This window comes from Burkholderia lata (genome assembly GCF_902499025.1).
Lineage (GTDB): Bacteria > Pseudomonadota > Gammaproteobacteria > Burkholderiales > Burkholderiaceae > Burkholderia > Burkholderia lata_C.
In genome coordinates, this window is sequence record NZ_CABVPW010000014.1 from 146,502 (window position 1) to 163,604 (window position 17,103).

A 17,103-nucleotide genomic window follows, 5' to 3' on the forward strand; every position below is an offset into this window, starting at 1 on the left:
TGCGGCATGCCCGCATTCCGTCGTCGCGTCCGGAACGCCGCGATACCGGCCCGGCCGGGCGCTCCCCGCGCGTCGGCCGTTTGTCCTCGACCGCCGTCCTGCATGGGCCCGCGCGGCTTTCCGGTGACCCACTCCACAGATACGCCGAATGTGCGCGCGCAACAATGGCGATGCCTCGCGCGCGGCGCCCGGCGGGTCACTCGCCTCCCGCACGGCACCGGGCGCGACGGTCTTCAAAAACCACATCTCACGAGGACATACCATGCAACTCCAATCCCATCCCGCGTGCCGCCCGTTTTACGAAGCCGGCGAACTCACGCAACTGACTGCCTTTTACGAAGAGGGCCGTAATGTCATGTGGATGATGCTGCGATCGGAGCCGCGGCCGTGCTTCAACCAGCAACTTGTTACCGACATCATCCATCTCGCACGCGTCGCACGCGACTCGGGCCTGCCGTTCGACTTCTGGGTGACGGGCTCGCTCGTTCCCGAGCTGTTCAACGTCGGCGGCGACCTGAGCTTCTTCGTCGACGCGATCCGCAGCGGCAAGCGCGACCTGCTGATGGCCTATGCGCGTTCCTGCATCGACGGCGTGTACGAGATCTACACGGGCTTCGGCACCGGGGCGATCTCGATCGCGATGGTCGAGGGCAGCGCGCTCGGCGGCGGTTTCGAGGCCGCGCTCGCGCATCACTACATGCTCGCGCAGAAGGGCGTGAAGCTCGGGTTTCCCGAGATCGCGTTCAACCTGTTCCCGGGCATGGGCGGCTATTCGCTCGTCGCGCGCAAGGCCGATCGGGGCATTGCGGAGCAACTGATCGCGACCGGTGAAGCGCACGCCGCCGAGTGGTACGAGGATCGCGGCCTGATCGACCAGACGTTCGACGCGGGCGACGCGTATCTCGCGACGCGCACCTTCATCGACGTGATGAAGCCGAAGCTGAACGGCGTGCGCGCGATGCTGCGCGCGCGCGAGCGGGTGTTCCAGCTGACGCGCTCCGAGCTGATGGACATCACGGAAGCGTGGGTGCATGCGGCGTTCACGATCGAGCCGAAGGATCTCGCGTACATGGAACGCCTCGTGATGCTGCAGAACCGGCGCGTGTCGAAGCTGCGCACGGTGTAATGCGACGGGCGCCACCGCTGGCCGGCGGCGCCCGTTCGTGAACGAAGCTCAGGCGATCAGCCTGAGCTTTCTCGTCTCCGCGAGCCACGCCTCGAACGCCTGTGCCGGCATCGGGCGGGCGTAGTAGTAGCCCTGCGCATGATCGACGTCGAGCTGCTTGAGGAACTCGGCTTCCGCATGCGTTTCGACGCCCTCGGCAACCACCGCGAAATTCAGCGCCTTCGCGAGCGACACGACCGAGCGCACCAGCGCCTGCGAGCGCGGATTGCGGTCGATGCCCGTGATGAAGCTGCGGTCGAGCTTGATCACGTCGAGCGGCAGGCGTGACAACTGCGACAGCGACGAATAGCCGGTGCCGAAATCGTCGAGATGGATCTCCGCGCCGAGCTGTCGGAACTGCCGCATCAGCCCGTTGGCTGAATCCTCGTCCTCGATGAAGCAGCTTTCGGTCAGCTCGATGTCGAGCAGGCCGGGCTTGAGCCCCGCGGCATCGAGGATCGACGCCAACTGGTGCACGATGTTCATGTCCTGCAATTGCCGCGCGGACACGTTCACCGCGATCCGGATACCGAGCCCCTTCGCCTTCCACGCAGCGGCCTGCGCGGCCGCGGTACGCATCACCCAGCGCCCGAGCGGCGCGATCAGGCCCGACTCTTCGGCGAAGCGGATGAACTCGACCGGCGCGACGAGCCCGCGGTCGGGCGACTGCCAGCGGATCAGCGCCTCGACGGCGTGCACGTCGCCGGTCGCGATATCGACGACCGGCTGGTAGTGCAGCACGAACTGCTCTTCTTCGAGCGCCTTGCGCAGGTTCGTGTCGAGCCACATGTACTTCGCGACCTTCTGGTTCATCTCCAGCGAGAACACGCGGTACGTATGCTTGCCCTCTTCCTTCGCGACGTACATCGCGGTATCCGCGCTGCGGATCAGCGTCTCGAGCGAATCGCCGTGCTGCGGATGCATCGCGATGCCGATCGAGCAGCTCGTGTAGACCTCCATCAGCCCGAGATGAATCGGCGTGCGCAGCCGTTCGAGGATGATCTGCGCGGTCGCTTCGAGCAGCGGCCGCGTGCCGTGCTCGAACAGCACGAGGAATTCGTCGCCGCCGAGCCGCGCAAGCGTCGCGCCGGACGGCAGGCAGCCGCTGATGATCTTCGACACGTCCTGCAGCAACCGGTCGCCGGTGATGTGCCCGTAGTGATCGTTGACGCGCTTGAAGTTGTCGAGATCGAGGAACAGGATGCCGACCTGCCCGCGCGTCGCGGCGGTCTCGGCGGCGATCGCCGCGTGGATGCGCTCGCTGATCGCATGGCGGTTCGGCAGCCCGGTGAGCACGTCGGTGTTCGCGAGCTCGATGAGCCGCTGCTGCGCGCGGCGCTCCTCGGTGATGTCGATGCCCGAGCAGATCAGGAACTGTTCTTCGACGCCGCTGCCGCTCTGCACGAACTTGTTGCGGAACTGGAACAGGCGCGGCCCGTTGACCGTGTTGATGTAGCGCTCGACCGCGAACGAGTGGTTGCTCGCGAAAAAGCCCGTGATGTTGGTGCGCGACTGCTCGCCCTGCTCCGGGCTCATGAACAGCTCGAACGCGCTGCGGCCGATCACGTCGACCTCGCGCTTGCCCGTCACTTCCTCGCACAGGCGGTTGAAGCGCTGCACCCTCCCGTTGCGGTCGAGGATCACGACGAGCGAATTCACTTCGGACACGACCTGCTCGGCGAACGCGAGCCCGTGCGAGAGATCGCCCGCGACGGATTCGGCATCGGAATAGGCGCAAGCCGTGCCGGCCCAGTCGGTCGTGTCGATCTTCCTGCCGACGAGGTGGAGCTTGACCGGTTCGCCGAACAGCGTGATGTCGAGCACGAGGTGCGACGTGACGCCGGTCAGCGCGCGGATGCACGCGGCCTGTTCGCCCGTCAGCGCAACGGCGACGTTGGTCAGGCCGCGGACGGCCGCCAGTTCGAGGGCATTGCTGTCGCTGCCGAGACGCCAGCAGGGGCTGCGCGTACCGACATGCGCCTCGAGCACCGCGCTATCGTTTTCGTCATCCATGGAGACGCCCCGATCCAGAAAAAACGCACAGTGTAGACGGAGCGAGCCGGCCGACCGCGGCTGCCCGGCCGACCGCGCGCGTCGCGCGCGCCCGGCAGGGCGGCCGTGATTGCCGTGATGATGGGCCTCGTCCCGTACTTGTTTCCAGCTAATGCGACCCGGCGTTCGCGCATGATGCGCGCAGGTGCTGCCTAACGAATGATGAGAGCCATCTTATCAAATGACGATCAGGATTGGCACTCACATTTAGAGCGGAGTGTCAAGGAATCGGGACTCGATTGGCAAGCCGGATTTTTCATGATTGGCAGACGGCTCAATCGCGGTTGCGGCGGTGCGCAACGGGTTCGGCGAGATGGGCTGAGCGCCCCGCCAGGCGGGCGTTTGCGGCTGATTCCAGGATTCCGGGACAGCCCTGTTACAAGACCGTGGCGACAGGGTCGGATCGCGTTCCGGCGACCCGACTTTCTGTCGATTTTGATTCCTTTCGTGCGTTAATGCGCGACTTTATTCCATTGTCCGTTGCAATGCCGTCCGCGCCGGTTGGACGGCTCAGCCCGCCGCGCCGTATCCGCCGCCGCCCGGCGTTTCGACGACGAACACGTCGCCCGGCGCCATCTGCGCGCGGCCGATATGGTCGAGCGCCTCGACCGTGCCGTCCGCGCGCTCGATCGTGTTGCGGCCGAGCGAGCCGGCCTCGCCGCCCGCCGCGCCGAACGGCGCATGAATCCGGTTGTTCGACAGGATCGACGCAGTCATCGGCTCGAGGAAGCGGATTCGCCGTACCGCGCCGTCGCCGCCGCGCCAGCGCCCGCCGCCACCCGACCCGGCGCGGATCCGGTGCGAGTCGAGCCGTACCGGGTAGCGCCATTCGAGCACTTCCGGATCGGTGAGCCGCGAGTTCGTCATGTGCGTCTGCACCGCGCCGACGCCCGCGAAGCCGTCGCCGGCGCCGCTGCCGCCCGCAATCGTCTCGTAGTACTGGTAGCGATCGTTGCCGAACGTGAAATTGTTCATCGTTCCCTGGCTCGACGCGACGCAGCCGAGCGCGCCGTACAGCGCGTTGGTGATCGCCGACGACGTCTCGACGTTGCCCGACACGACCGCCGCCGGATACTCGGGGTTCAGCATCGAGCGCGCGGGCACGACCACCGTGAGCGGCTTCAGGCAGCCGGCGTTCAGCGGGATGTCGTCGCCGACCAGCGTGCGGAACACGTACAGCACGGCGGCCATGCAGACAGCCTTCGGTGCGTTGAAGTTGTTGTCGAGCTGCGCGGACGTGCCCGTGAAATCGATTTCCGCGCGCCGCGCCGCCCGGTCGACGCGGATCGCGACGCGAATCTCCGCGCCGTTGTCGAGCGGGTAGCGGTACGCGCCGTCCTGCAGCGCGCCGATCACCCGCCGCACCGCTTCTTCCGCGTTGTCCTGCACGTGCCCCATGAATGCGAGCACGACGTCGCGGCCGAACTGCGCGACCATCCGGCGCAACTCGTCGACGCCCTTCTGGTTCGCGGCGACCTGCGCGCGCAGGTCGGCCATGTTCTGCTCGACGTTGCGCGCCGGGTAGCGGCCCGACGCGAGCAGCGCGCGGGTGTCCGCATCGCGCAGCGTGCCGGCCGACACGAGCTGCCAGTTGTCGATCAGCACGCCCTCCTCGTCGATATGCGTCGAATCGGGCGGCATCGAGCCCGGCGTCGTGCCGCCGATGTCCGCGTGATGGCCGCGCGAGCCGACGTAGAACAGCGGCGTGTCCGAACCGTCCGCGAACACCGGCGTGATGACCGTCACGTCCGGCAGGTGCGTGCCGCCGTGATACGGGTCATTCAGCATGAACACGTCGCCGTCGCGCATGCGGCCGCGGTTGCGCTCGATCACCGTGCGGATGCTCTCGCCCATCGAGCCGAGGTGCACGGGCATGTGCGGCGCGTTCGCGATCAGGTTGCCGTCGCCGTCGAAGATCGCGCACGAGAAGTCGAGGCGCTCCTTGATGTTCACCGAGTACGCGGTGTTCTGCAGCCGCAGCCCCATCTGCTCGGCGATCGACATGAACAGGTTGTTGAAGATCTCGAGCCGCACCGGGTCGGCATCGGTGCCGAGCGAACGGCGCGTGGGCAGCGGCGTCGTGCGTGTCAGCACGAGGTTGCCCTGCGCGGTCATCTGCGCGCGCCAGCCGGGCTCGACGACCGTCGTGCCGTTCTTCTCCGCGACGATCGCCGGGCCGTCGATCCCGTCGCCGGCGAGCAGCGTGTCGCGCACGTAGAGCGCCGCGTCGTGCCACTGGCCGCCGGAATAGAAGCGCACCGCGGAATGGGCGCGCAGCGCGGCGTCGTCGCCGCTCCCCTCGTTGCGCGGCGCGAGCGGCGCGATCTCCACCGGCGCGTCGGAGCGGCCGATCGCCTCGACCGACGCGAGTTCGGCGACGAGCGGCGTGCCCGGCATCAGGAACGCGTAGCGCTGCCGGTACGCGGCCTCGAACGCCTGTTGCATCGCCACGACGCTGCCGGCCGGCACGTCGAGCGCCGAATCGGTGCCCTGGTAGCGCAGGTGCACGCGCCGCTCGGTCGCGATCCGCTCCGGCGGCACGCCCTGTTCGAGCAGCGCACCGACGGCCTCGTCGGCCAGCCGGTCGAGCGCGGCATTCAGCGCCGGCAGCGAATCGTCCGACAGCACGGCCTCGACCGCGCGCTCGCGCATCGCGGTCTGGTCGGCGAGCCCCATCCCGTAGGCGGACAGCACGCCCGCGAGCGGATGCGCGAACACCTGCGTCATGCCGAGCGCGTCGGCCACGCCGCACGCGTGCTGGCCGCCCGCGCCGCCGAACGTCGTCAGCACGTAACGCGACACGTCGTGGCCGCGCTGCACGGAAATCTTCTTGATCGCGTTCGCCATGCTGCCGATCGCGATTTCCAGGAAGCCTTCGGCAAGCGCCTCCGGCGTCTCGCGCCGCCCGGTCGCCGCGTGGATCTCGTCGGCGAGCGCGGCGAACTTCGCGACCACGCCGTCGCGGTCGAGCGGTTCGTCCGCCTGCGGGCCGAACACGCGCGGGAAGTGATCGGGCTGGATCTTGCCGAGCATCACGTTGCAGTCGGTCACCGTCAGCGGGCCGCCGCGCCGGTACGCGGCCGGCCCCGGGTTCGCGCCGGCCGATTCGGGCCCGACGCGCAGCCGCGCGCCGTCGAAGCCGAGCACCGAGCCGCCGCCCGCGGCCACCGTATGGATGCTCATCATCGGCGCGCGCATCCGCACGCCGGCCACCTGCGTCTCGAACACGCGCTCGAACTCGCCGTGGTAGTGCGACACGTCGGTGGACGTGCCGCCCATGTCGAAGCCGATCACGCGCTCGAAGCCGGCCGCCTGCGCGGCGCGCACCATCCCGACGATGCCGCCGGCCGGGCCCGACAGGATCGCGTCCTTGCCCTGGAACGCGTCGGCGCGCGTCAGCCCGCCGCTGCTCTGCATGAACTGCAGGTTCACGCCCGGCATTTCGCGCGCGACCTGCTCGACATAACGGCGCAGGATCGGCGACAGGTACGCGTCGACCACCGTCGTATCGCCGCGCGACACCATCTTCATCAGCGGCGACACCTCGTGCGACACCGAGACCTGCGTGAAGCCGATGCGGCGCGCCAGCTCCGCCAGTGCACGTTCGTGCGCGGTGTAGCGATAGCCGTGGATCAGCACGATCGCGAGTGCGCGCACGCCCGAGTCGAACACGCGGCGCAGCGACGCGTCGGCGCCCTGCGCATCGAACGGCACGACGATGTCGCCGTGCGCGCCGATGCGCTCGTCGATCTCGACGACGGTCTCGTACAGCGCGTCGGGCAGCACGATGTCCAGGTCGAACAGGCGCGGCCGGTTCTGGTACGCGATGCGCAGCACGTCGCGAAAGCCTCGCGTGGTCGCGAGCGCGGTGCGTTCGCCCTTGCGTTCGAGCAGTGCGTTGGTCGCGACCGTCGTGCCCATCTTCACCATGTCGACGCGCTCGGGCGTGATCGGCTCGCCGGCCGCGAGGCCGAGCAGGTGGCGGATCCCGGCCACGGCCGCGTCGCGATACTGCTCGGGGTTCTCCGACAGCAGCTTGTGCGTGACGAGCGTGCCGTCGGGCCGGCGCGCGACGATGTCGGTGAACGTGCCGCCGCGATCGATCCAGAATTGCCAGCGTGCGGCGTCGGAGGGAACGGGGGAAAGGTGTCGGTCAGTCATGATGTCGGGTCGATGCGTCATTGAGTCGAGGGACGAACACCGCCGCACGGCGCGCGTCGCGCGCCGTGTCACGGGGTCGATCAAAGGGGAAGAAAAACGAAGGGCCGGCCGCCCTCGCCGCTTATGCGGCGTCGAGTTCGCGGCCGCGTGTCTCGGGCAGCGTCAGCGCGGCGACGATCACCACGCCGTACGCGGCGACCGCGAAGATGCCGATGCTCATGCCGAGCCCGTATTGCTTGGACAGCGCGCCGATCAGGAACGGGAACAGCGCACCGATCGCGCGGCCCACGTTGTAGCAGAAGCCCTGGCCGGAGCCGCGCACGCGGGTCGGGAACAGTTCGGTGAGGAACGCGCCCATTCCGGAGAAGATGCCCGATGCGAAGAAGCCGAGCGGGAAACCGAGCCACAGCATCGACGCGTTGGTCAGGTTCAGCGACGTGTACGCGAACGCGATCACCATCGAGCCGACCGCGAACAGGATGAAGTTCGGCTTGCGGCCGAGGCGGTCGGTCAGGTACGCGCTCGCCAGGTAGCCGACCCACGAGCCGAAGATGATCATCGCGAGATAGCCGCCGGTGCCCATCACGGTGAGGTGGCGCTCGGTCTTCAGGAAGGTCGGCAGCCACGTCGTGATCGCGTAGTAGCCGCCCTGCGCGCCGGTCGTCAGCAGCGCCGCGCGCAGCGTCGTCGTGATCAGCTTCGGCGCGAAGATCTCGGTGAGGCGCGGCGCATCGGCCACTTTCGCCTGCGCGGCCTTCTCCTTCTCGTAGACGTCCGGCTCCTTCACGTAGCGGCGGATCGCGACGACCAGCAGCGCGGGCGCGAGGCCGACGAGGAACAGCGCGCGCCACGCCTGCTCGGCCGGCAGCACGGAGAACAGCAGCGCATACAGCAGCGCGCACAGCCCCCAGCCGATCGCCCAGCCCGACTGCACGAGGCCGACCGCCTTGCCGCGGTCGCGCGCGCGGATCACCTCGCCGATCAGCACCGCGCCGGCCGTCCATTCGCCGCCGAAGCCGAAGCCCATCAGCGCGCGCGCCGCGACCAGTTGGTGGTAGTTCTGCGCGAGCCCGCACAGCGCGGTGAACACGGCGAACCACAGCACGGTGAGCTGCAGCGTGCGCACGCGGCCGATCCGGTCGGACAGGATGCCGGCGATCCAGCCGCCGAGCGCCGACGCGAGTAGCGTGATCGTGCCGATGAAGCCGGCGTCCGCGAGCGAGATGCCCCAGGTCGCGACGAGCGTCGGGATCACGAACGACAGCATCTGCGTGTCCATTCCGTCGAGCATGTAGCCGACCTTGCAGCTCCAGAACGCGCGGCGCTCGCGCGGCTGCGCGTCCGCGTACCACGAGAACAGGCCGTTACGCTCGGGGCTCGCGGGCTCCGCGGCATTCGCCGCGAGGGTCTTGCTTTCCATGGTGGTGCTCCTGTCGTTATGCGCCGTCAAAGGGCGATCGTGCGTGCGGTATGGGGTGCTGATCGTCGTCGTCCGGGCTCAGAATACGGCCAGCGACGCGTTCGTGATGTCGGTCATCAGCATGTGGCCGGGCGTATGCGCGATCGCGATCGGCAGCTTCGCGTCCATCAGCGCGGTTTGCGGTGTCACGCCGCATGCCCAGAACACCGGCAGCTCGCCGTCGCGGATCGTCACCGCGTCGCCGAATTCGGGCGTGTTCAGATCGGCGATGCCCAGCTCGCGCGGATCGCCGAGATGGATCGGCGCGCCGTGCACGCCCGGGAACCGGCTCGTGATCTGCACCGCGCGGATCGCGTCGGCGCCGCGCATCGGCCGCATCGACACGACGAGCTGGCCGCCGAAGATCCCCGCGCGGCGGTTCGGAATCGACGTGCGGTACATCGGCACGTTGCGCCCCTCCTCGACGTGGCGCAGGCCGATCCCTTCGCGGGCCAGCATGTCCTCGAACGAGAACGAGCAGCCGATCGCGAACACGACGAAATCGTCGCGCCACAGTGCTTCCAGCGACTCGACGCGCTCGGTCAGGCGGCCGTCGCGGTAGACGTTGTAGCTCGGTACGTCGGTGCGGATGTCGAGATCCTCGCCGAGCGCGTCGACCCGGAACGCGCCCGGTTCGCCGACGCCCAGCAGCGGGCAGGCTTTCGGGTTCGCCTGGCAGAAGCGCAGGAAATCGTGCGCATACGCGTCGGGCAGGATCGCGAGGTTCGCTTGCGCGTACGGGCCGCAGTGGCCTGCGGTCGGGCCGCGGAACGCGCCGTGGCGCACGGACTGGCGGAATTCGGAAGGCGTCATGGTGGTCAAGGCTTGTGGCAGATCGGTGTGTCGGCAGGATGACGGTGGCGTGTCATCGGATACGGCGAAGAATAGAAAAGAAAAAATTTTGTCGCCAACGAGTTTTTTTGCGCTTCGTGTATAGAATTTCTTAACGGATCTTGGGGTTTTCCCCGGCTCCGTTCACTTTTCCTCACCGGCAAAGTGCGCCACCCCCCTCCGTCCGACCGCCATGAACACACGTTTTCTCGAAACCTTCGTCACGCTCGCGAAGCTGCGCAACTTCCGCACGACGGCCGCCGCGCTGCACGCGACGCCGGCCGCGATCTCGCAGCGCCTGAAGGCGCTCGAGGACGAACTGCAGACGGTACTCGTCGACCGCGACAGCCGCGAATTCCGGCTCACGCCGAACGGCGAATACCTGCTCGGCTATGCGAAAGCCGTGGTCGAGGCGACCCAGGAGCTGCAGGCCGCCGCGTCCGGCGAGAGCGCGCTGCGCGGCAAGCTGCGGCTCGGCGTGATCGAGACCGTCGTGCACAGCTGGCTGCCGCACTACATGCGGCGGCTGGCGGCCGACTATCCGCAGCTCGAGATCGACCTGACCGTCGACGTCAGCGTCGTGCTGCAGCGCCGGCTGATGGCCGGCGAGCTCGACCTGATCATCCGCGTGGAAGGCAGCGACGAGGCGTCGGTCGTGTGCGATGCGCTCGCGAACTATCCGGTGCGCTGGATCGCGCGCAAGGGGCTGCTGCCGAACACGCGCACGGGGCTCGCCAGGCAGGTGCTGCGCCAGCCGATTCTCACCTACGGGCGCGGTACCGCGCCTCATCGTGCGCTGGAAGATATCGTCCGCACGCTCGCGCATGCGCACGGCGTGCCGCTGTCGGACACGCGCATCACCGGGTCGCCGTCGATCTCGGTGATCGTGCAGCTCGTGCGCGACGGTTTCGGCGTGGCCGCGATTCCGGTGCTGTTCGTCGATGCGCTGATCGAAAGCGGCGAAGTCGTCGAGCTGCCGCTGCAGCCGTCGCCGCCGTCGATCGTCGTGTCGATGTCGCGGCGGGCCGACGCGCCGCGATTCGTGCATGGCGCGTCGATTGCGGCGCGGGCCGCGTGTCACGAGTATTGCGAGAAGAGCAAGCGGTTGCTGGTCGAAGCGCTTTGATGCGGTGCGGGCCGGCGGAGGCCGAGGCCGGGTTTCCGGTACGCATTCGACATCGCCGCGCGAATCGCCCACAATCGCCTGCGACGCGTGCGCCCCGCGCGTCGTGAATGCCGGCACGGCCGTCCGGCATGCACCGCTTCGCACGCCCCTGCACAACAAGAAGGCAACATGCAGACTCGCCCCGCTTCCGCTCGCCTGAACCTCGCGCGCGCCGTCATCGTCGCGCTGTACGTCGCGTCACTGCTGCTGCCGGCCGCCGCCGAACCGCCGAATGCGATCGGCGCGGTGCACTGGTGGCGCGGTTACATGGTGCTCGTAATCGGCCCGCTCGCGATCCTCGATCTGCAATTCGCGTGGCTCGGCAACCCGCTGCTGGTCGTTGCGCTGATCAAGCCGAACCGCATCGTGTCCGCGCTGCTCGCCGTGGCCGCGGCCTTCGCGCTCGGATGGCACACGATACCGACCGGCCCGGACTTCAAGCCGATCCACGCGTTCGGCCTCGGGTACTACCTGTGGATGGCGGCGATGGCCGGCGGTGCCGCGTTGCCGTGGATCGGCGGGCGCGGGAAGAAGGACGCGGTCGCGCCGGTGGCCGTGATGGCGCCGGATGGCCCGGTCGATGCGATCGATCCGATGGACGCAATTGATCCGATGGATGCGATGGACGCCGCCGAGCTTGCCGACTCCGCGCCGTCACCGCCCGTTTCGCCCATCCCGCCCGACCACTGGGCCGTGACCGCGACCGATACGCGTATCGAGGCGACCGATCACAACGGCGCAACGCACGGAATCGCACTGTCCGACCTCGGTGCGGTCGTGATCGAAACCAACGACCAGGGGCCGTACATGTCGTCCGTCTGGTGGATCCTGTTCGATACGAACAAGCAGTTCGCGTGCGGGTTCCCGCAGGACGCCGAAGGCGCGAAAGCGGCGGTCGACCGGCTGCTCGACCTGCCGGGCATCGATCACCGCAAGGTCATCGACGCGCAGACGTCGGTCAAGAATGCGATGTTCCCGATCTGGCAGCGCACGGCGCAGGTGGATGCGAAAGACGGCGAAGCGCAACGCACCGACTGAATCCGCGCCACGACAAAGTCGAAGGGCACGGCCACGGAAACGCGTGGCCGTGCCTGTGTCACCCGGCGTCAGCCAGCCGGGCGCTCACCCTCTTCAGTGCCACCGCCCCGTATCCGTGCCCGGCGCGAACTCGATACCCCGCAGCACTTCCGCAAACTTCGCAGTCCGCAGCACGGCGAACTGCTCGTGCGCAGCCGTCGTCGCGCTCGTGTTCTTCAGCACGTCACGCACCGCCACCAGCCGGTTCGGATCCGCACCGACGTCGCCGTTGCCGCTGACCGTCGACGTGATCGCCCAGATCGTCACCGTGCCGTCGCGTTCGACACGGCCCGTCAGGTTGCGCAGGCCGGCCGTCGCCGGTGCCCACGGCAGGCCCGTCGCCGAGTTGTTGCCCGCCGGGTAGCCGGCGACCGAATACGGCTGGCCGAGGTTCAAGCCGTTCTGCAGCGTATAAGCCAGCTTCCACTGCTTCGCGGCCGCGTCGTAGACCCACTTCTGCAGGCCCGCCGTCGTCTGCGCAGCGGCATGCGTGTACAGGTCCGCGCCGCCCGTGTAGCCGTCGCCTTCGTCCGCGACATACAGCGTGTTCGCGTCGGCGAACCAGATCCCGAACGGATAGGAGAGCGTGGTCGCGGTCTTGTTCGGCGTGGTCGGGAAGCCGGCCAGCACGCACATGTTGTTCGGCAGGCCCGCCGTCTGCAGCGTGGCCGCGTTGTACGCGAGCGGCGCCGTCGGCAGCACGGCCTTCGGCGACGGCACGCCGACGCCCGACGGGCAAGCGGTGCCGGTCGTATCAACGAAGTACACGGTGTTCACGCCGTTGCCGCCGCTGCCCTTCGTGTAGTACACGACGTTGTCGTGCACCGCGATGCCGCGGAAGTTGTCGTCCTTGCCGATCTTGTCGGCCTTCGCGCCGAGTTCCGTGACCGAGAAGCTCGCGAGCGGCGTCGGCACGCCCGGATCCTGCTGCGCTTCGTGATGCTTCGCGCCGTCGATGAGCTGTGCGCCCGCGCCGAGGATCACGTTGTCCGGTTGCGGATTCGAGCCGTTGCCGGCGTTGCCCGACGTGTAGTAGAGGTCATGGCCGTCGCGGTTGTTCAGGATCGCCGCGCGGCCGTTGTTGCCGCTGTACGCATTCGTTTCGGTGAAGCGGAAATGCCCGTGACGATCGACGCGCGCGATCGTGCGATAGACGTTCTGCCCGTCCGGATTCGTCGTATCGACCGCGAGCGGCGTGTTCGAGTTCGACACGTCGATCGCGTTGACCGGCGCGACGTAGCCCATGAACGTCAGGTAGCTGCCGTCGAGCGACAGGTGCAGGCCGAGTTCCGACTTCGAGCTGAAGCTCGTGACCATCTGGTCGTGCGCGAAGCCTTTGTGCAGGCTGTTCGGCACTTCGAGCGTGCTGACGACGCCGCCGGCCGGCGTGATCTGGTCGAGGAAGATGCGCGACGTAATGCCGAAGCTGCCGTCGTAACGGTCGTTGTTCCACACGTACGGATAGGTGCCGTCGTTCGGTGCGCCAGCAGCCGTGCCGCACCCACCGGTGGTCTTCGCGCAGTTCGGCGGCAGGATCGCGCCGGGCTGCACGTTGCTCGACACGTTGTCGTACACGCTGCGGCTGAGGACCAGGAAGCCCGGCACGAAACCCGGCTCGAAACGGCTGTCGCCGTCGTTGTCATGCGGGGCAGCCTGCGCGCCGATGCTCGCGGCGATCAGCGTGAGTGCAAAGACGGGAACGGCACGATCGCGCAGCGCGCGGCGGCGCTTCGCGGACAAGGCGAAATTCGGCATGGACAAGGCTCCGTACGACATCGAGTGAGGACGTTGTTGGTGGACAGACTGACGACGTGAAGCCCCGCCACCTTAGCCATGCTTGATGAAGAATTGATTGCACGCGATGCCGCGGGAACCCGCGTGCGTACGCGGGTTTCCAGGCTCGGCACCTTGTTATTTATCCGTAATGCGAAAGAAATGAATCAGACAGGCATTCACGCGGATTGGCCCGCGTGCGGCTGCGTGAGCTTGCCGTCACCATACTCGCGCAACACCTTCGAAATCACGACGCGATAGCCGTCCAGCCAGCGCGCCTGCTTCGCCTTTGCCTCGAGATGCGCCGGGTGCTGCATCAGTTGCTGCAGCGCCGCCTCCGACTCCCAGTAGTAGACGTTCTGGATCAGCCCCGATTCGGCGTTCTCCCACGTTTCCTCGCCGAGGTAGCCCGGCGTCGCGCGCGCCATGTCGGCGATCTGCCGGTCGAGCCGGTGGAATTCGTCGTCGTATTGCCCGGCACGGAAAATGAAGGTCGACGCGTACATGCCCGCTCCATCGAAAGCGATTGAAAGAGCGCCGATTGTAAGGCACGCGCGGTGGGCCGCAATCGTTACGCGGCGAGCGTATCGAGGTCGGGCCGGTCGGCGAGCCACGCGTCGATGCGCGGTGCGTCTTCACGCATGCCGGCCGCGGGCGCCGGCAGCGCGACCAGTGCGTGCCGGGCACGTTCAAGCGCCTGTGCGAAGCCGCGCAACTCGCGCGTCGCGGGCCGGTCGTCGGCGTGCCGGCGCGCGAGTGCTGCGTCAATGTTCGTACCGATCAACGCGCGTTGCGCGTCGATGAATGCCATGCACAGCGCGTGGCAATGCGCGGACACCGATGCAACGGCCAGCAGGACCGGCACGATCGACACGGTCAGGTAGCCGCCGGGCGCAACCCGCGACAACGCGCGATGCACGTCCTGCCCGCCGCCGACCCATGACGCGAACACCGCATCCCGCCACACCGCGCGCTCGAACACGAGCGCATCGCGATGCGCGTCGAGCGCCGCACGGTCTGCGATCTGTCCGGCCGTCACCAGCGGAATCGGAAATGACGATGCAATGGCAGCGTGTGGGGGCCCCGCTTCGACGATGCAGTTCGCACCGAGCCACGCCGCATCGTCGCGCCGCGCGGCCAGCACGCGGGACTGCAAGCGATCCGGCAGCATCGGATCGAGCGGCACCGCGCTGCAGATCGACGGCTTGTCCGCATGCACGCTGCAGCGGCCATCGTCGGCCAGCGCCGCGCAGCGGCCGAGCGACGGATAGTCGTAGCCCTGCAGCGTCAGCGCGATCCATTCGGCACCCGCACCGCCGCTGCGATGAAACAACCGCTCCGCCAGCGCATCGGCAGCCGCGACATCGTCCGCATCGAGCACGTGCTCGCGGCCGCCCGCACGCCAGCGCTCGCCGATCCGCCGCTTCGGCACGCGACGGATCGTCAGTGCACCCACGAAGCGATGCCGATGCCGGAACAGTTCGCGCAGCGACAACGTCGGCGCGCTGTTGCAGCAGCGTCCGCATGCATTGCACGCAAGCAGCCAGGTGTCTACCACGGCCGCCGCACCGAATCCTGGTAGCGCGTGAGGATGAAGCGCGCGACGTCGTCCGAGTGATACGCGGCGACGAGCTGCGTCACCCACGGCTTCGCGCGATCGGCCTCGCGCACCGTCAGCACGTTCGCATACGGCGAGCGCGCATCCTCGATGCTGATGCTGTCGCGTGCGGGTTGCAGCCCGGCGCGCGCGGCATCGTCGCTGTCGATCGCGACGAACGCGGTCGTGTCGAGCGCCGCGTAAAGACGATCTCGACGCAGCGCGACGAGCTTCAGCCCGAGCCGGTTGCCGGTCACGTCGCGCAGCGTCGCATGCAGGCCGACGCGCTCGCGCAGCGTCACCAGCGTGTCGTTCTGCAGCAGCACGAGCGCGCGCGCCATCCCGCGCGGATCGGCGGGAATCGCGACCGTCGCACCGGGCTGCAGGTCGTTCAGGCTCTTCAGCTTGCGCGAATAGAGCGCCATCGGCAGCGTGACCGTCGGTGCGACTTCGGTCAGTGCGTAGCGTTTCTGCGCGCGTGTCGCGGCAAGCTGCTGCGCGTCCTCGAAGCTGGCTGCGTCGATCCGGCCGTCGGCCAGCGCCGCGTCGATGCGCGTCGCATCGGCGAATTCGACGACATCGATGCCCAATCCTCGCGACGCGGCGACCCGCTTCACTTCGTCCAGGATCTGCGCATGCACGCCGCGTGTCACGCCGACGCGCACGGCCGGCGCGGCCGATTCGGCGGCAACGCTCCAACCCGAATGAACGACCGCGCACGCGACCACCAGCCACGCGCCCACGCCCTGCACGACGCGCCTCATGTTGCATCCCTCAGAATCGTGCGAAACCCGATATGCGACGCCCCGAGATCGGCTTCCTGCTGTTCGCGCGACGACGCGCGATAGCGCACGCAGTAATCGCGCGAGCACAGGAACGAGCCGCCCTTGATGACCATCGGCGTATCGTGCTTTCGCGTGGGCGGCGCGACGGCCGCCGTGTCGCCGTTCGTATGCGACTGGTGCGGGCCTGTATAGGCGTCCTTGGTCCATTCCCATGCATTGCCGATCATGTCGTAGAGCCGGAACCCGTTCGCCGCATAGCATCCGACGGGCGCGAGCCCCGCATGACCGTCCTCGGCCGTGTCGAGCACCGGGAACACGCCCTGCCAGTAGTTCGCGGCCGGCTTGCCCTGCGCGTCGCGCGGCGCCGCGTCGAGCGATGCGTCGTCGCGGCCGGCCTTGCCCGCGTATTCCCATTCGGCCTCGGTCGGCAGGTCGCGGCCGAGCCAGCGTGCATACGCGAGCGCATCGCGCTGCGTGACGAGCGTGACCGGCAGGTTGCCGAGCCCGTCGATGCCGCTGCCCGGCCCGCGAGGATGCCGCCACGACGCGCCCTTCACCCACGTCCACCACGCCAGGTCGCGCGCGTTCATTTCGTCGCGCGTCGGCACATGGAACACCGCCGCCCCCTCCTGCTGCTCGGCCTCGGTCACGTAGCCGGTCGCCTGCACGAACGCGGCGAACTGCGCGATCGTCACGTCGGTCTGGTCGATCCAGAACCCGCCGACACGCGTGCGGCCGTCGCCCGCCGGGCGCTCGTCCGCGTAGCCGCGCGTGCTGCCGAACACGAACGCGCCGCCGCGCAAGTGCACCATCCCGGCCTTCGGGTCATCGCGCCACCCGGCCGGCAGCCCCGAATAGCGCTCGCACTGCCGCTCGGAGCCGAGCGGCACGAGCGCACGGCCGCGATTCGCGTCGTCGAAGGCACCGCCCGCCGGCGCGACGGGATTCGCATAGCCGGCCGCGAACGCGGCGGCGAACAGCGTGGCGGCCAGCGCCGCGCCGATCGTCCAGAACCGGAACCGCATCGTGTCGCTCCGG

Annotated in this window: 12 protein-coding genes; 3 read left to right on the forward strand and 9 right to left on the reverse strand. The window is 68.3% G+C overall.

Annotation, left to right across the window (positions count from 1 at the left end):
- Positions 1-262: 262 nt before the first annotated feature.
- Positions 263-1,126, forward strand: coding sequence for a crotonase/enoyl-CoA hydratase family protein (locus BDI24065_RS16440; protein WP_175032164.1), 864 nt, complete (start codon positions 263-265; stop codon positions 1,124-1,126).
- A 48-nt stretch (positions 1,127-1,174) separates the two neighbouring features.
- On the opposite strand, the gene pdeR is transcribed toward BDI24065_RS16440, so the two are convergent.
- From pdeR to BDI24065_RS16460, 4 genes are all read right to left on the reverse strand, one after another.
- Complete coding sequence (gene pdeR, locus BDI24065_RS16445; RefSeq protein ID WP_175032165.1) at positions 1,175-3,178, reverse strand: cyclic di-GMP phosphodiesterase; 2,004 nt, start codon at positions 3,176-3,178, stop codon at positions 1,175-1,177.
- A gap of 549 nt (positions 3,179-3,727) precedes the next feature.
- Positions 3,728-7,378: a hydantoinase B/oxoprolinase family protein gene (locus BDI24065_RS16450; protein WP_175032166.1), complete on the reverse strand. Its 3,651-nt coding sequence runs from the start codon at positions 7,376-7,378 to the stop codon at positions 3,728-3,730.
- A 121-nt stretch (positions 7,379-7,499) separates the two neighbouring features.
- Positions 7,500-8,798, reverse strand: coding sequence for an MFS transporter (locus BDI24065_RS16455; protein ID WP_175032167.1), 1,299 nt, complete (start codon positions 8,796-8,798; stop codon positions 7,500-7,502).
- A gap of 78 nt (positions 8,799-8,876) precedes the next feature.
- Positions 8,877-9,650: a putative hydro-lyase gene (locus BDI24065_RS16460; RefSeq protein ID WP_175032168.1), complete on the reverse strand. Its 774-nt coding sequence runs from the start codon at positions 9,648-9,650 to the stop codon at positions 8,877-8,879.
- A gap of 211 nt (positions 9,651-9,861) precedes the next feature.
- On the opposite strand from BDI24065_RS16460, the gene BDI24065_RS16465 reads away from it, so the two are divergent.
- Both BDI24065_RS16465 and BDI24065_RS16470 read left to right on the forward strand, forming a co-directional pair.
- Complete coding sequence (locus tag BDI24065_RS16465) at positions 9,862-10,794, forward strand: LysR family transcriptional regulator (RefSeq protein ID WP_175032169.1); 933 nt, start codon at positions 9,862-9,864, stop codon at positions 10,792-10,794.
- Positions 10,795-10,962: 168 nt separating this feature from the next.
- Positions 10,963-11,871, forward strand: a complete 909-nt coding sequence (locus BDI24065_RS16470) for a hypothetical protein (RefSeq protein ID WP_175032170.1) — start codon at positions 10,963-10,965, stop codon at positions 11,869-11,871.
- Between the two features lie 93 nt (positions 11,872-11,964).
- Here BDI24065_RS16470 and BDI24065_RS16475 read toward each other — a convergent pair whose 3' ends face one another.
- The 5 genes from BDI24065_RS16475 to BDI24065_RS16495 all read right to left on the reverse strand — a co-directional run bounded on the left by BDI24065_RS16475 (position 11,965) and on the right by BDI24065_RS16495 (position 17,090).
- Positions 11,965-13,665 (reverse strand): hypothetical protein, encoded by a 1,701-nt coding sequence (locus BDI24065_RS16475; protein WP_175032171.1) that lies wholly within the window; start codon positions 13,663-13,665, stop codon positions 11,965-11,967.
- 197 nt (positions 13,666-13,862) lie between these two features.
- Positions 13,863-14,189 (reverse strand): antibiotic biosynthesis monooxygenase family protein, encoded by a 327-nt coding sequence (locus BDI24065_RS16480; RefSeq protein WP_059521737.1) that lies wholly within the window; start codon positions 14,187-14,189, stop codon positions 13,863-13,865.
- Positions 14,190-14,254: 65 nt separating this feature from the next.
- Entirely contained in the window at positions 14,255-15,241 is a 987-nt protein-coding gene (locus tag BDI24065_RS16485) for a YkgJ family cysteine cluster protein (RefSeq protein WP_175032172.1), read from the reverse strand.
- Positions 15,235-16,044, reverse strand: coding sequence for a MetQ/NlpA family lipoprotein (locus tag BDI24065_RS16490; RefSeq protein ID WP_175032173.1), 810 nt, complete (start codon positions 16,042-16,044; stop codon positions 15,235-15,237). The genes BDI24065_RS16485 and BDI24065_RS16490 overlap by 7 nt, the downstream gene beginning before the upstream one ends.
- Positions 16,041-17,090, reverse strand: coding sequence for a formylglycine-generating enzyme family protein (locus BDI24065_RS16495; RefSeq protein ID WP_175032174.1), 1,050 nt, complete (start codon positions 17,088-17,090; stop codon positions 16,041-16,043). Before BDI24065_RS16495 ends, BDI24065_RS16490 begins: the two co-directional genes overlap by 4 nt.
- Positions 17,091-17,103 lie beyond the last annotated feature (13 nt).